We start from the raw sequence: 15,575 nt of genomic DNA, 5'->3' as shown, positions 1-15,575 counted from the left end.
GCCTATTTAAGTGATGTGCTGAAAAGGCTGCCGACACATAAAGTGACCCAGATTGAAGAATTGCTGCCGCACTGCTGGAAACCTAAATCGAATTAAAAAATAGGTATGGGATTCAGCGGACGCTTACATAGGACGAGCAAATGATTCATCTGTACGTACGATATGGCGCAATGATTCACGGCTTATATCTAGGATTTGGCAAGCTGTTTTGAATTGAACTCGGATTGGTCGGATAGTCATAAATAAACCCATATTTAAAAGAATATGGGCTTAGTATGTTTATGTTTTTATAAAGTTATCCTAGTTAGGATTAAGTAATATCCTAACTAGGATTTTGACTATTTTTATGCTTATTAGCCTTAACCAACCATTTTTTAATGGTTTCGTCACTAGGAAACTTATCCACTCCTAGCAATTCAGCTTGAACTAAGAGGCTCTCATGTATTGCATGAGGCTTACTAACATCAATATCTGCCATCTTTGCCAATACAAGAAGTAATTTGGTGACATTGTTTTCTGCCCTTGTATTCCCTAGTTTGGATTCATCTACAGTAGTTTGGATTAACCCAAGTTCTTTTATTTTTTGATCTTTCTCTAAAAGCTCTGCTTTCAGTATTTTATTTTCTTCTAAGAGTTGGTCACGTTGCTGTTGGTAATGTTCGGGCGAAGCATGTCCAACACTTGGTATACCAACATCATTGGATGAAGCTTTTAGGCTTTGCACTTCTTTGCTCAATTCATCTATCTTAGATTTCAGATTGCTATTTTCATTTATGAGCCTAAATTCAACTTCAGATAAATTACCATCATCATTAAATCCCTCAATAATTTTTCCAATTTTATTAAGATATTTTTTTAGCTCACTAGATCTGATGATGTAAAAATTATGCTCAAGTTCTTCAAATAAATTTCCTCTTATTAGGGAATATATCCAATTTTCTGCTTCAACATATTTAGGATTATCATTACGCCAAGCAACATAATTCGATTTTGATTCAACATTTATTACTTCATACCCCGATATCAAACAAGCCGCTTCTTCAACTGTGAACGTTTCATTTTTATAAAATAAAGGATAGTTTTTCTGTTTATTACTGGCTTTCAGAAAATCTTCGTTACTATCAATAAAATCAGAAAAGTCCAACTCATCATTTTTATTATCTATTACAAGTGAATTTTCTTCCTCGAGTTGAGATAAATAATCCTCATCCCATACAGTTTCATCTTTCACTTGTTCGCTAAGATCATTATTAAATCCATCTATAATTATCCCATTTTCGAATAGTATGTTTTTAAGAATTTTTTTCTCAATTACTGTGTCAAAATTTGAATCAAGATTAAAATAATTAAAACAGCGATGTAATGAATCTACAAATTCAGAAATAATAAAATTATTGTGATCATTTTTAATGTAGCTTCTGTGATCCTCACCTAATAACTCTCTAACTTCATCAATAGTTAACTCTTCAATGTTTTCAAATTTCTCTACAGGTAGTTTTTTATTCTTAGTCAAATCAATTATTTTTTTTATTCTAAAATGAAAATCAATAGATAATTCCCGAAATAACTTTAAATTATATAGATCAGATTGTATCCAATATGAGTTTGACAACAACTTAGAAATATTTTTTTCACTAAATATAAAAACATCCTCAAATTCTTCATTTCCACTGATTTCAGTTAAAACTTGATATGTATTAGTGTATTTACCCCAATTATGCTCATCATCATGTAGAACATAATATTTATCACAAATATAGGTTGGAATTTTTTCTTCAATCTTCTGATTTAACAAAAAAATCGCCACATACTTGATAGTCGTTTCTTGTGTTTTTGCTAAGACTGATATCACATCAATTACTGAAATATAATCTTCTAAATTTTTCTTTGATAAATCAAATAATTTCAATTTCATGCCCCCACAGCAACCCAAAAAATAGATAAGCCAATCGAATTGGGTATTCGACTTTCACTCCGTCGAGCTAGACTTAACAAACTAAATATAAATGATATTTAATCAAATCAGTGCAAATTTTGTCATTTAACTTTTTTAAATTGAATAATAATTTGATCTGCTATTTCTTAAATGATTCACATACCATTGCATCATATTCGCTCTGTCCTGTAAGTACTGCGCCTTGTTATATACACCCGACACGCCATCCTTAACATGCGCTAAAGCCAATTCAATATGACGTTCATCAACTATATTCCAAACCGTTTTTTTTTAAATTCAAACTCACCCCACTTTGCAAGCAACTGTAAATCCATACGAACGTCCATCGTAGGATAATTATTGATAGCTCTAATTAATGCGGGTAATTCCTTTTCGTCCACATGCGCCATATTTGTTTTTTTACCTTGCTATAGATATTTCTGAATACCCTCTAAAGGATTGTAACTTTTACAAAGTCATAAATCTCACAGTACATTGCCCGCTTACGATTCACCTGCACATAAATTCCTTTTCTTGTTGTATCCCTCGGATTCAATTTATATTTAAGGATATATACAGGGATGCACGATAAGCAAAACTATATCTTTTTATGTTTGGTTATATTTAGGCAAGAAAAAAGGCTTAAACCCTTAAGATTTAAGCCTTTCCACTTGGTATTACGTCATATTCAGTCATATCAAGTTAGGTATTTGGTGGAGATGGCGGGAGTTGAACCCGCGTCCGCCAGCACTACGCTCGAGAATACTACATGCTTAGATATCGTCTATTGTTTTAACTCTTTGTGACCCGACGAACAGGGTACAAATCGCGATCCTCTAAGTTTAGTACAAAGCCCCGAGGCTTGGCTTTATACGGACTTGTGTGCTTGCGCTTCAGTCGGGATCTCTAACCACAAGTATTCAGAGATGCGGACAAGCTGCCCTTAGGCAGCTAGAGCGTATGATTCGTCGTTTGCGACTAAAAAATGCAAATTTGATTTACGAGAGAAAATGCGCTCTCGACATGCATCTATGAGTTTCATCACCAGCGTCGAAGCCAGAAACATCCCCAAAGTATGAACAATCATAGCATAACTGATAAAAAATACGATGTATTTTCTGAACAATTACACAATTGAATGCGCTTAATTACATAATTGCGCTAATATTTTATTTTTCAAGACCACAAAAGAAAAAGATATGAGCTATTTACTGGCCCTCGATCAGGGTACGACCTCAAGTCGTGCAATCATATTTAATGAACATGGACAAGTTCAGGCAACAGCTCAACGTGAAACACATATTCAAACCCCACACTCTGGCTGGGTTGAACAAGATGCTCAAGAAATTTGGAGCTCTCAAATTGCCGTAGTACAGCAAGCTCTAGCCTCTGCGCGTATTCTAGCTAAAGATATTAAAGCAATCGGCCTCACCAACCAACGTGAAACCACTGTGGTTTGGGATAAACGCACGGGTAAGCCTCTCGCTCCTGCTATTGTTTGGCAAGACCGTCGTGCAGCGAACTGGTGTAATCAACTTATCCAACAAAATTTACAAGAATCAATTCACCATACAACTGGGCTCAGAGTCGACCCCTATTTCAGCGCAGGGAAACTGGTTTGGCTACTCGAAAATACCGAAGGCTTACGAGAACTAGCACAACAAGGCCATGTGGCATTTGGTACGATCGATAGCTGGTTGGTATGGAATTTAACCCAAGGTGCTGAGCATATAATTGAAGCCAGTAATGCCTCACGTACCATGCTCATGAATTTACAAATGCAACAATGGGATGAATCATTACTCGAATTATTTAATATTCCAGCATCCATCTTGCCTAAAATTATCAGTTCCGACAGCTATGTAGCAGATACAGCTACGGGGCTACTGGGGGCAAATATTCCAATTACAGGCATATTGGGTGACCAGCAGTCTGCATTGTTTGGACAGTCCTGTTTTGAAGCTGGTACAGCCAAAAACACCTATGGTACTGGCTGTTTTATGTTGTTCAATACTGGAAATGAAGTCCAATATAGCACTAATAAATTATTGTCGACGCTTGCTTGGCAAGCGCAAGGTCAAACCACCTATGCCCTAGAAGGCAGTGTATTTATGGCTGGCGCCATTGTGCAGTGGCTCCGCGATGGACTCGGAATTATTCAAAAAAGTGGTGATGTGGAAAAGCTAGCCTGCCAAGTCTCCTCAACCGAAGGCGTCGTATTAGTCCCTGCCTTTACTGGACTTGGCGCACCGCATTGGGACAGTGAAGCACGTGCCTTACTTTGTGGAATGTCACGGGGCACAGGTAAAGCACATATCGCACGAGCAGCCTTAGAATCAATAGCATTTCAAGTCTCTGATGTGCTGAGCGCTATGCAGTCAGATATTTCAAAACCTTTAAAAGAGTTACGTGTAGATGGCGGTGCCTGTGCCAATGACATGCTGATGCAATTTCAAGCCGATATTTTAAATGTGCCTGTACTTCGTCCTAAACTTTTAGAATCAACCGCTTGGGGTGCTGCAGCTATAGCAGGCTTAAAGGCAGGCGTATTTTCAAACTTAGACGAAATTGCGCAATCTTGGCAATTAGAACGTGCTTTTGAGCCAAACATGCAAGTTGATGAACGCGAATATCATTTAAACCGCTGGCAGTCTGCTTTAAAACGTGCCAAATCTGATTTATAAACACATCATTCTCGACATATAAAAAACCGCAATCAATGCGGTTTTTTATATGATGTTCATTTAAGGCTAAGGCTTAATGTGCATGTCCGCCTGCCCCTTCCACAATTTTAGGTCGTGGGCATAACCAAATGATGAGGGCTGCGAATATAAAGATCATCGCCAACAGTAAAAATACATGATTGGCAGATAGAGTTAAGGCTTCTTTATCGACTAAGCTGGTGATATACCCCAAAGCTCCTTGTGAGCTCATACCTTGTTGCATCAACGTCGCTTGTGTATCTTCTACATGTAAGCTTCCCACCATGTCGGCGCGTGCAAGTTTGGTGTGGTCATCCCAAATTGTAACTGCAATCGATGCGCCGATTGCACCTGCCATGGTTCTTAAAAAGTTCATTAAGCCCGCAGCAGAAGCCATTTCTTGTGGTTGAACTGAAGCCAAAGCCATATTAGACAGTGGAATAAAGAAAAATGGCACCGCAAAACCTTGTAGAATTTGGGGCAGTGCTAAAGAAAAGAAATCTGCATCTGTGGTCCAAAAGGCGCGCATTAAGGTTACGCCACCCAATATGCTAAGACCAAAACTCGCTAGTGCACGTTGGTCGTATTTTGTCGCTAACTTCGCCACCAATGGCGACATGGTTAAACTGCCCAAGCCCATGGTTGCAGTTAAATAACCAGCCCAAGTTGCGGTATAGCCTAAATTAATTTGTAGCCACTGTGGAATCAGTACAATACTGCCAAAGAATGCACCAAAGCCTAAGGCCAATGCCACAACTGATATAGTAAAGCTTCGATATTTAAAGATTTGAATATTGACCACAGGATGCCGCTCTGTCAGCTCCCAAATGGTAAAAATCACCAATCCAATCAGTGCGGTCAGCGCCAGAACCATAATCACTGGGCTATTAAACCAGTCTCGTTCATGGCCCAAATCCAACATCAACTGCAATGCGCCAATCCATAACACCAATAAAACGAGGCCGCCCATATCAATTTTGAGCTTCGCGATTTCTGTTTCAGCGGGTTTTAATAAACGCATCGCCGCCATCGCACAGATAATACCTACTGGAATATTGATAAAGAAAATCCAGTGCCACGACAAATTATCGCTGATGGAACCACCCAAAATTGGCCCTAAAATTGGCCCAACGACGGTAGTCATCGCCCACATGCCCATGGCTTGTGATTGTTTTTCAGGTGGAAAAATACGAAGTAGCAACATTTGGCTGAGTGGCATAATTGGGCCACCAAACAAGCCTTGACCTATTCGGCAAAACACCAGCATTTCTAAACTGGTCGATAGACCGCATAGTACCGAAAATACCGTAAACCCGATTAAGCTCACAGTAAAAACTTTGACCCCGCCAAAGCGTCCTGCCAGCCAACCTGTTAAAGGTACACAAATGGCCTCTGCCACCGCATAGGATGTAATGACCCACGTCCCTTGCGAACTAGAAACAGCCAAACTACCCGTAATATGTGTGACCGATACATTGGCAATGGTCATGTCGAGCACAACCATAAAGTTTGCCAATGCCAGCACAAAGGCTGCCAATATCAATCGGCTACCTTTTAAATCACCATAAGGAACATAGCTATTCATAGGTGTTTACTTCGTGCTTAAGTCAATTTTTGCTTCCATCGACAAGCCCACACGCAGTGGATGTTCGGCCAATTGCTGTTGATCTAAACGAATACGAACAGGTAAGCGCTGTACAACTTTAATCCAGTTTCCTGTTGCATTTTGTGCTGGAATTAAAGCGAAAGCTGCGCCTGTTCCACCAGAAAAGCCCACCACTGTGCCTGTGTACTCCACGCTATCACCATATAGATCTGACGTAAGTGTGACTTTTTGCCCTGGTTTGACACGCTCTAATTGGCTTTCTTTAAAATTGGCATCGACATATAACTGTGAAATTGGCACAACCATTAATAACACTGAACCCGGTGCCACACGCTGGCCAACCTGAATTTTACGACTGGTCACCACACCATCAAAAGGCGCTTTAATGACTGTGCGCTCTAGATCTAATTCAGCCTGTTTGAGTTTTGCTTGAGCAACCAATACATCAGGGGTTGAATGTTCATTGCTGCCTTGAATTAAAGCATTGTTGGCTGCTAAAGAGCTTTGCGCTGCTTTTTGACTCGATTTCGCCTGCGCTAAACCTGCTTGAGCGAGGTCAAACCCTGCTTGTGCATTATTTACGGCACTTTGTGCGGTGCTTAATTCTTCTTTAGAAATTGCACCCGAAGCACTCAATTGCTGACGACGATTCAGTTCATCTTGTGCTTTATTGAGTTCTGCTTTAGCTTTGGCCACTTGTGCTTCAGCACTATGAATACCATCATCGCTCACAAAGACTTGTGAATTTAAAGCACTACTGTTGGCTGCCGTTTGTTTATATTGACGCTGTGCCTTCATTAACTCTGCTTTTGCTTGTGCCAAGGCAATTTCAGCATCCCGTGGATCAACCTGAACTAAGACCTGACCTTTTTTAACCTGCTGCGTATCACTAACCAATACATCAGCCACTTGCCCTGTCACCATCGATGTGACTGATGCTGTTTCAGCACCCACATAAGCATTATCGGTTGATACACTTTGGTTAAAAAATAATTTCCAAATCAGATAAATCGCTACAGCAATCACTAAAATTAATGCAACAAAGGTCAAACTTTTCTTTCGTTTGGCTTTCAGTTCTGAATCGCTGAGTTGAGGCACTGTTTGAGTCTCTGGCAGTGTTTCTTGGGCATCTGTCATTGATTTTTCCTAAATCCAACAGACTTACTCAAACGGCAACATATTTGCATCCCGCAAATATCGGACATTTTTGTCCTCTATGATGTCGATGAAAAAGTCATTTTTTAAATTTGACGCATTTTATAGCGAGATAATCATGTTTTGAGAATATAAATGTAACTGTTCAGTCTTCATTTCTTTAAAACAACACAAGATTCGCATCCTGTGCTGTCAATTATTCTGTATTATTATAAAGTTAGCTTAAGCCAATATTAATATGCATACGATGCAATCGCTGTTGCAATCGCTTTGCCTTCGTCATTGTGCATGGTCATCCGCATGGTGCAGCCCTTACGACCTAAACGTAAAGTTTCTGCTCGGGCTGTAAAATATTGGCCACGGCCTGGTGCTAAATAATCTACACGCATGTCCACTGTTGCCAAACGGGATACCTTTTTACTGGTTTCGGTCATATCTTCAGCTTTTGCATGCTTATAGAGCTCACCCATTGCAGAAATGCCGCCAATGCTGTCTAGCAAAGTTGCAGCCACGCCACCATGCAAAATTTGAAATGCCACATTACCCACCAAATTAGGCGCCATATCTACACGTGCTTCGATTTGCCCGTCTACCACTGACATGTGCATGAGGCTATGAGCAAAAAATGGCGATGCATTAAATGCCTGACACAACCCTTGTAAAATTTGTGTCATGTCCACATTCGAGCTTAAATCCATATTACCTGTCCAATTTTTTGCTGCGTCCGTCATAGTCTGCTCGAATTACCTTAATTGAATAAAAAAATGAAGCGTGTTGTCCTAAAACAGGATTATAAGTCTACAATAGCTCTAGTTTAAGACTGATCACTGAGATTGTTATGACCTATACGTTCAATCGTCCAGCATTTCCTGCCACTCGTATGCGCCGCATTCGTAAAAATGATAAATTGCGTGCCATGGTTCGAGAGACCCAACTGACGGCTGATCACCTTATTTATCCTGTATTTGTATTGCCTGGTCAAAATCAAACCCAAGATATTCCAAGCATGCCAAATGTTCAGCGTTTATCTGCAGATCTACTGCTTAAAAAAGCTGAAAGCTTATTGGAATTAGGCGTGTCAAAATTAGCGCTGTTTCCTGTAACACCACAAGAAGACAAAAGTCTGAGCGCTGAAGCCGCTTGGCAAGACAATGGCTTAGTCCAAAATACAGTTCGCCTGCTTAAAAAAGAATTGCCTGAAATGGTATTGATTACCGATGGCGCACTCGATCCATACACGACTCATGGTCAAGATGGCATTATTGATGACACAGGCTATGTGTTAAATGACGAAACTGTAGAATGTTTAATTAAACAAGCTTTAAGTCATGCAGAAGCGGGTGCAGATGTTGTTGCACCGAGCGATATGATGGATGGTCGTATTGGCGCGATTCGCCAAGCACTTGAAGCCAATGGCCATATCTATACCAATATCATGGCCTATTCTGCAAAATATGCATCTAGTTTCTATGGCCCTTTCCGTGATGCTGTCGGGTCTTCAAGCAACTTAAAAGGTGGCAACAAGTACAATTATCAAATGGATATTGGTAACCGTGCAGAAGCACTCCATGAAATCGCTTTGGATATCCAAGAAGGCGCAGACATGGTGATTGTGAAGCCTGGTATGCCTTATCTCGACATTGTCCGTGAAGTCAAAGATACTTTTGGTATTCCAACTTTTGTATATCAAGTCAGCGGTGAATATGCCATGTTGGCGGGTGCCATTCAAAAAGGTTGGTTATCTGAAAATGTGATTATTGAATCACTGATGAGTTGTCGCCGTGCAGGTGCTGATGGTATTTGGACTTACTTTGCCGAAGAAGCCGCACTCATGTTAAAAGACATGAAATAAGTGTCTTCATTTAGCCATAAAAAAAGCATCTGATCAGATGCTTTTTTTATTTTGCTAAAGATGCTTAAAACTTATAGCTATAGGCTAAACCTAAAATATTCTGATTCATTTTTAGGTTGGAATTGCCCCCACCAAAGTTTGCGGGAATAGAGTTTTGCCCCTTCACTTCTTTTTCTAAAGCACGGGTATATGCAATGCTGACATCCTGATGTGTGTCGATTAACCATGTAGCACCTAGACTTAAATGATCTTGTACCACACCTGGGGCTAAGATATTTAAGAAAGTCTGATCCGCTTTAATCGGCTGATCATTATGGCTATAACCTGCGCGTAAGCTGAGCTTAGGTGTTGCCTGATAAGTTGCACCCACTTTATAAATATTAATATCTTGCCAGCCAAAACCCGCTCCTTGAGCTGTCCCCAGCGGTTGGGTTAAATTGAGCGGATTACCCACGGAAGCAATATCTGAATAGTTAATCCGTTCAACATCAGCTGCCAGCGTTAATGCGGGTGTAAGTTTAAATGCAGCGCCTACACCATAGCTTTCAGGCACATCAAAACCGCCACTTTCTGCGAATAAACCACGGTATTTATCAAATGTACCAGCTTTAACTTTAGATGAATATTTGGCACCTAAGGTCAATTGGTCATCAAAGAACTGCCCAGACCATCCCAATTTAAAACCAATACCCGTTGATGAATCTTTTCCGCGATTACTTAAATTACTGCTGTCTTGTGAAAGCTGGGCAAAACCATCAATGCCCTTGGCTTCAAATTGCTGATACATAATATTCGATGCGACCGCCACAGATTGGTTCGGTGCATATTTCCATGCCACAGCGGGCGAGAAAAATACTTGAGATAAATTGACGCCAGCTGGGCCTGTACTGCCATATTTTTCAAAAGGGCTTTGTTTATAGCTGGTGTTCATCCCGCCATTGCCATAAATCGCAAAACCGACAGCAACTTGATCATTCACTGGATGACTATAAGCTACTTCTGGAATCACAAAATATTCACGTCCATTGGCATCATATTCACCATTGGCTTGCGGGCTATCTTGAATATTGGCAGAACGATCTGGCGCAAATACTGTTGCGCCAACATTGACTTGCTGCCCCACCCAACTCAAACCTGCTGGGTTACTGGCAATTGTTAATGCTTCATTAAAATTTGCAATTGATGTACCTGCATTACCCTGCGCTTTAACACCATAACCATGCATAAAATATCCAGTTGTCGCATGTGTTGCACTACTGAATATTGCCAATATCCCCAAAGATAATGCGCTATAAATTGTTTTCATCGTGACGCCCTTATTTTTAATTAAGGAAATCATATTTTGTTTGCGATATTTTGTAATCAAATAAAAAACAACAAACTTATCTCTTTTAGAGATATAAAAAAAGAAAACAAATCGATTTTTCATATAGGCATTCTAAAACTCAAAAGCCAATCAGATGCTTTATAATTGCCCTTATTTTTTTGAAGATGCAGTAACACGGAATGCATATTGCCATCATAGGTGCAGGCATTAGCGGCTTATTGTCTGCCCTAGAATTTATAGATCAAGGCTGTTCAGTTTCAATTTTTGATCAACAATCTGCGGGTAAAGCAGCTTCTTGGGCAGGGGGCGGTATTCTCTCTCCGATGTATCCTTGGCGTTACCCGCAAGCGGTCAATGACTTGGCCAAACACGGTAAAGACTTATATCGCACATGGAATGAAAAACTACGCCCTATTTCTGGTATCGACTTCGAAATACATGAAACAGGCATGCTGATTTTTGATCAAGCTGATTTTGAGATTGGTTTGAATTATGCCAAATTGCATGATGAACCTATGCAATACTGCGAACATCTACAATACGACAAAATAAAACAGCTGAATCCACGGATTTCTCATCAATTAGAACAAGCCATTTATTTTCCTCAAATTGCCAATGTGCGTAATCCTCGCCTGCTTAAATCCATCATTGGCTACTTAAAACAGCATCCGCAGGTGCAGTTTTATGAACAGACGTGGATTGAAAAATTCATTATTCAAGATACACAAATTCAAGCGATCGAAAGCACACGTGGTGAACGTTTTGAAGCAGATCATTATGTCATTAGCACAGGTGCATGGTCAGAACATTGGTCTAAGCAACTTCGGCTACAAATTCCTATAGCTCCCGTTCAAGGTCAAATGCTCCTGTTTAAAGGCCCAGAAAATTGGCTACCGACCATGTGTATGAATGAAGTAATGTACTTAATTCCACGTCGCGACGGGCATATTGTCTGTGGATCTAGCATGAATCATTTAGGATTTGATCACCGTCCATCTACACACGTTCAACAAGATATTTATAAGGCTAGCCTGAAAATGGTTCCTGCACTTGCAGAACTTCAGATTGTAAAGCAATGGGCTGGCTTACGCCCAAGCTCACCCACAGGTATTCCCTATATTGGACAAATGCCTAATACTACCAACTTATGGGCGAATTTTGGTCATTATCGGAATGGTTTATGTATGGGGCCTGCTTCTGCACAGTTACTGCGTCAGCTGGTGCTACAACAAGACACCCTTGTTAATCCACAGGCTTACAGCCCTTTAGCATTAACGAGCCTCCATTAAACCTCACAGCGCGCCATATAAAAAATGCCTGTTCATCAGGCATTTTTTATTGCTCGCTTATATGAACTTAATGTGACGCTAATAAATTGGCTAATGCTTCTTTGAGTGTAGAGAACTGAAACGTATAGCCAGCATCGAGTAAAGCTTGGGGTTTGACATATTGACCATTTAAAATCAATTGTGATTGCTCACCTAGCACTAACTTCATTAAACCTGCAGGTAAGTTTAATAGTGGTCGTTTATTTAATTGTCTGGATGCTAAAGAGACAAAATCTGCCTGACTCACTCGCTCAGGTGCCACCAAGTTCCACACCTGTTTAGGTACATTCGATGTCATTATAAATTCAATGCTTTGCAATACATCACGAATATGAATCCATACCACGGGTTGGCGTCCGTGACCTATTTTTCCAGCCACATTCAATCGAATAGGCAATAACATTTGCGGTAAAATGCCACCTTTTGCAGACAGCACAATCCCCAGCCGAATGATTTTAGTATTTTGATTCGAAAATTGTAGCGCAGTCTGTTCCCACTGTTGGCACAGCTCAGATTGCAAGATGGTTTGGGCGGGCGACTGCTCGGTACATGCCTGTTGCCACTGCTCAGTGGTGTCTATTCCATAATAACCAATTGCAGAGCCCGAAATAATGCATTTGGGTACAATACGGCGCTGTTCTAAGTACCGGTACAATTGCTCAGTTGTTTGTACTCGACTGGCAATTAATTTTTGCTTACGCGCAGCCGTCCAGCGCCCCTGCCCAATGCTTTCACCCGCCAAATTAATCACATAATCAATCTGGTCTGTTTTTAACTCACTGAGCGCTGTGATCCATTGCATATCAGGATGCGGCGAAACCAAATCTTTTTTACGACTTAAACCAATAACCGCATAATCTTTAGCTAACAAGTATTCCGTCAGGCGTGTACCAATAAAACCACTCGCCCCTGTAATTAACACCCGTTCCTTCAGCATAAACCGTCTCTAATAAATGGAGATACCCTACCATCTATAAGATAAGTTCATGTTTTGTTCAAGCCTTATTCATGGCCAAACATTTTAACTGACATGCGCTTTGCTTGCGCGCCATAAAACCAATAGGTAAGTAAATACAATGGAATCGCCAACAGCATACCCATAATAACCACCAAACTCATAAACTTAGGCTGTTGTAAGTACGATATAAAGTTTTGCCAAATTTCAGGATCTTTTATCGCAAATAAAGCAACGCCTAAAATTTGAAAGGCCATGTTGTAACCCCAAAAAATTAAGGTAAAGCCTAAAGTGATTTTTTTACGCTCTGCCTGTGTTGGTGCACGTTGATTTCGCTTTAAAAAGATATAAAGCACCCAAACCATTGCCACGATATAGGGTACAGCTGTTAAAATACCGCCTACACCCATTGGTAGTAGCGCGGCCAACACACCGCAAACACAGCTGAGCACCAAGCAAATGATAAAAAACATGACAAAATAACGAGTTAGCGACATCTGAATGATGACCTAAGAAATAAAATCAGTTCAGTATAAAAAAAAATGAATTTTTTTTCATTTTATTGTCAACCAATCTCTCATAGGTAGCGTTATATAGGGTACAAGGTCTGTAGCAGCCGATGATTTGTACTGGCATCCACAATGTTTCGGTGACCTTTCTTAAAGCAATAATTTTCTTTTCAGGTTTGAGCCTTTGAACAGCAGCCAAATCTTAAACCTTGAAATAGATTTTTTGACCGACGATTTCACCATCACTCGAATCGTCGGTCTTTTATTTTCTGCGTTTTTTATTTCAACACAAAACTCAGTCTTATCATTCTAACTCAATTTTTAAAATTTCAATCCAAGCACTCATCTTTACAGAAAAACGCACATCGTCTGCAAAGCTATACCTTAAGATCAATCTCATCTCATTCCTTCTGCTGGAGCATCTCCGCATGAATGCTGTTATTTATTTTGAAATTCAATCTTCAAATCCTGAACGAGACACACAATTCTACAGTGAAATATTTGGTTGGACTTTTCATCGTGTAGACGGCCTTCCCATTCAATATTATCAAATTGAAACTGCGGGTATACATGGTGGCTTACTCGAGCGACCTGCCCAGACCCCGCCCACACATTGTGGCACCAATGCCTTTACCTGTTCGATTGAAGTTGAAAACTTTGATGCAACAGCAGCTAAAATTTTAGCGAATGGCGGTCAAGTCGCTATGGAAAAATTCGCCATTGCAGGCAAATGCTGGCAAGGCTATTTCTTAGATCCCGACCACAATACTTTTGGACTTGTGCAAGTCGATCCCAATGCAGCATAACCACTTTGTACAAATGCTCATATTTTAGCAACGCCCTAAGCGACTTAGCTTGACGCATGAATAATCAATAATCAACGGAATATTCAGTATTTATGATACTTTAGAGCCCAATCAAATCTTTTGATGTTTTGGGGCTAGCATGACTGTTCGTTTTTTTCATACTTCTGATTGGCATTTAGGACAATTCTTCTATAACCATTCGCGTGACTACGAACATGAACAGTTTCTCAATTGGCTACTTGAGCAAATAGCACAAAAACAGCCACATGCCCTGCTCATTGCAGGTGATATTTTTGATGTCATCAACCCTGCATCTAGAGCACAAAAGCAGCTGTATCAGTTTTTAGCTGATGCACATGTGCGTGCCCCGCACATGCAAACCCTGATGATCGCAGGCAACCATGACTCAGGTTACCGTATTGAACAAGTTGAGCCATTATTAGAAAAATACCATGCCAAAGCTGTAGGTGTGGTCCATAAAAATACCGAAGGTCAGCTTGATTTAGACCGCCTGCTCGTACCTATTTTAGATGAACAAAAAAATATCGTGGCATGGTGTCTGACTTTACCTTTTTTACGTGCTGCCGAGATTACTGGTTTAAATGATCAAACCACCAATAGCCAAAGCGCCATTGCCTATGTACATCAGCAATTAATTGCAGAAGCCAAAGCACGTAAAACAGCAGATCAAGCCTTAATTTTAATGTCACATGCCCACATGCAAGGCGGTGAAACGTCGGACTCAGAGCGCCCAATTATTATTGGCAATGAAGAAGCGCTTTCGACTGCGCTATTTGATGATGTAATCGACTATGTTGCACTTGGGCATTTGCATAAACCGCAAAAAGTCGGACAGGCTCATATCCGTTATAGCGGCTCACCGATTCCCCTGTCATTTAGTGAAATTAATTATAAGCACCAAGTGCTTGAGATCAGTATTGACCCGACTCAAAGCGATGAATCACGCTTTCAAATGGAGTCCTTAGCGATTCCGCGCAGTGTGCAATTGCATCGAATCAAAGGCACAATTCCAGAAGTTTTGGCACAATTATCCGCTTTGACGAGCGGTGAAATTGAAGATATTGATCAGCGTGAATATGTCGAAATTGAATATCATACCGACACCCCGCCTGCACCTAATTTAAGACAGCAGTTTGAAGAGGCTTTAGCGCCAAACCGTTATCGTTTGGTGCGCATCAGCCGCCGTTATTTAACTTCAGATCAAAATAATCAGCAGCAAGCTGCTATCAACCTTGATCCGCCTACGCCTGAAAAATTATTCCAAAATCTTTGGGAAAAACAAGGTTACGGTGCTGATGATACCGTAATTAAAGATTTTTTAAGTTTGGTCGATGAAGCTCAAAAATCACTTGAAGATGATGCGAACGCTTAAGGAATT

At 40.3% G+C, this 15,575-nt stretch carries 13 protein-coding genes, 1 other RNA gene and 2 pseudogenes; 6 read left to right on the top strand and 10 right to left on the bottom strand.

The genetic code is table 11. From position 1 onward, the window contains the following. The coding region (locus HYG93_RS12850) for a transposase domain-containing protein (protein WP_004785112.1) at positions 1-96 on the top strand (96 nt) is incomplete at its 5' end. Positions 97-132: 36 nt separating this feature from the next. On the opposite strand, the pseudogene HYG93_RS12845 reads toward HYG93_RS12850, so the two are convergent. The 4 genes and pseudogenes from HYG93_RS12845 to ssrA form a co-directional block, all read right to left on the bottom strand. Then, positions 133-240 (bottom strand): annotated as a pseudogene (locus HYG93_RS12845) (transcriptional regulator); the annotation flags it as partial. A gap of 82 nt (positions 241-322) precedes the next feature. Beyond that, entirely contained in the window at positions 323-1,915 is a 1,593-nt protein-coding gene (locus HYG93_RS12840; RefSeq protein WP_178962540.1) for a hypothetical protein, read from the bottom strand. A 122-nt stretch (positions 1,916-2,037) separates the two neighbouring features. Beyond that, a pseudogene (locus tag HYG93_RS19590) lies at positions 2,038-2,488 on the bottom strand (integrase); the annotation flags it as partial. Between the two features lie 159 nt (positions 2,489-2,647). Then, positions 2,648-3,006: a transfer-messenger RNA gene (gene ssrA, locus HYG93_RS12835) on the bottom strand. A gap of 129 nt (positions 3,007-3,135) precedes the next feature. On the opposite strand from ssrA, the gene glpK reads away from it, so the two are divergent. Continuing rightward, positions 3,136-4,620, top strand: a complete 1,485-nt coding sequence (gene glpK / locus HYG93_RS12830) for a glycerol kinase GlpK (RefSeq protein WP_121532236.1) — start codon at positions 3,136-3,138, stop codon at positions 4,618-4,620. Positions 4,621-4,693: 73 nt separating this feature from the next. On the opposite strand, the gene HYG93_RS12825 is transcribed toward glpK, so the two are convergent. From HYG93_RS12825 to HYG93_RS12815, 3 genes are all read right to left on the bottom strand, one after another. Beyond that, positions 4,694-6,223: a DHA2 family efflux MFS transporter permease subunit gene (locus HYG93_RS12825; RefSeq protein WP_106985515.1), complete on the bottom strand. Its 1,530-nt coding sequence runs from the start codon at positions 6,221-6,223 to the stop codon at positions 4,694-4,696. A gap of 6 nt (positions 6,224-6,229) precedes the next feature. After that, the gene (locus HYG93_RS12820; protein ID WP_106985514.1) at positions 6,230-7,381 is read right to left on the bottom strand and encodes an HlyD family efflux transporter periplasmic adaptor subunit; all 1,152 of its coding nucleotides are present in this window, start codon (positions 7,379-7,381) and stop codon (positions 6,230-6,232) included. A gap of 251 nt (positions 7,382-7,632) precedes the next feature. After that, positions 7,633-8,130, bottom strand: a complete 498-nt coding sequence (locus HYG93_RS12815; protein WP_120363832.1) for a thioesterase family protein — start codon at positions 8,128-8,130, stop codon at positions 7,633-7,635. 107 nt (positions 8,131-8,237) lie between these two features. Here HYG93_RS12815 and hemB point away from each other — a divergent pair, with 107 nt between their 5' ends. Further along, positions 8,238-9,251 (top strand): porphobilinogen synthase, encoded by a 1,014-nt coding sequence (gene hemB / locus HYG93_RS12810; protein WP_178962539.1) that lies wholly within the window; start codon positions 8,238-8,240, stop codon positions 9,249-9,251. A gap of 64 nt (positions 9,252-9,315) precedes the next feature. On the opposite strand, the gene HYG93_RS12805 is transcribed toward hemB, so the two are convergent. Next, positions 9,316-10,557, bottom strand: coding sequence for an OmpP1/FadL family transporter (locus HYG93_RS12805; RefSeq protein ID WP_178962538.1), 1,242 nt, complete (start codon positions 10,555-10,557; stop codon positions 9,316-9,318). Positions 10,558-10,757: 200 nt separating this feature from the next. Here HYG93_RS12805 and thiO point away from each other — a divergent pair, with 200 nt between their 5' ends. After that, positions 10,758-11,867, top strand: coding sequence for a glycine oxidase ThiO (thiO, locus tag HYG93_RS12800; protein ID WP_178962537.1), 1,110 nt, complete (start codon positions 10,758-10,760; stop codon positions 11,865-11,867). 67 nt (positions 11,868-11,934) lie between these two features. Here the strand turns inward: thiO and HYG93_RS12795 are convergent, their stop codons facing one another. After that, positions 11,935-12,843, bottom strand: a complete 909-nt coding sequence (locus tag HYG93_RS12795) for a TIGR01777 family oxidoreductase (protein WP_178962536.1) — start codon at positions 12,841-12,843, stop codon at positions 11,935-11,937. 65 nt (positions 12,844-12,908) lie between these two features. Beyond that, a complete protein-coding gene (locus tag HYG93_RS12790; protein WP_178962535.1) occupies positions 12,909-13,358 on the bottom strand; it encodes an ABZJ_00895 family protein in 450 nt (149 codons plus the stop codon). A 440-nt stretch (positions 13,359-13,798) separates the two neighbouring features. On the opposite strand from HYG93_RS12790, the gene HYG93_RS12785 reads away from it, so the two are divergent. Beyond that, entirely contained in the window at positions 13,799-14,176 is a 378-nt protein-coding gene (locus HYG93_RS12785) for a VOC family protein (protein ID WP_178962534.1), read from the top strand. 139 nt (positions 14,177-14,315) lie between these two features. After that, a complete protein-coding gene (locus HYG93_RS12780; RefSeq protein ID WP_178962533.1) occupies positions 14,316-15,569 on the top strand; it encodes an exonuclease SbcCD subunit D in 1,254 nt (417 codons plus the stop codon). Positions 15,570-15,575 lie beyond the last annotated feature (6 nt).

Origin of the sequence: Acinetobacter sp. SwsAc6, assembly GCF_013391565.1 — a bacterium.
Lineage (GTDB): Bacteria > Pseudomonadota > Gammaproteobacteria > Pseudomonadales > Moraxellaceae > Acinetobacter > Acinetobacter cumulans.
The sequence above is the reverse complement of the archived record's forward strand: the minus strand, read 5'-3'. Positions and strand labels throughout refer to the sequence as shown.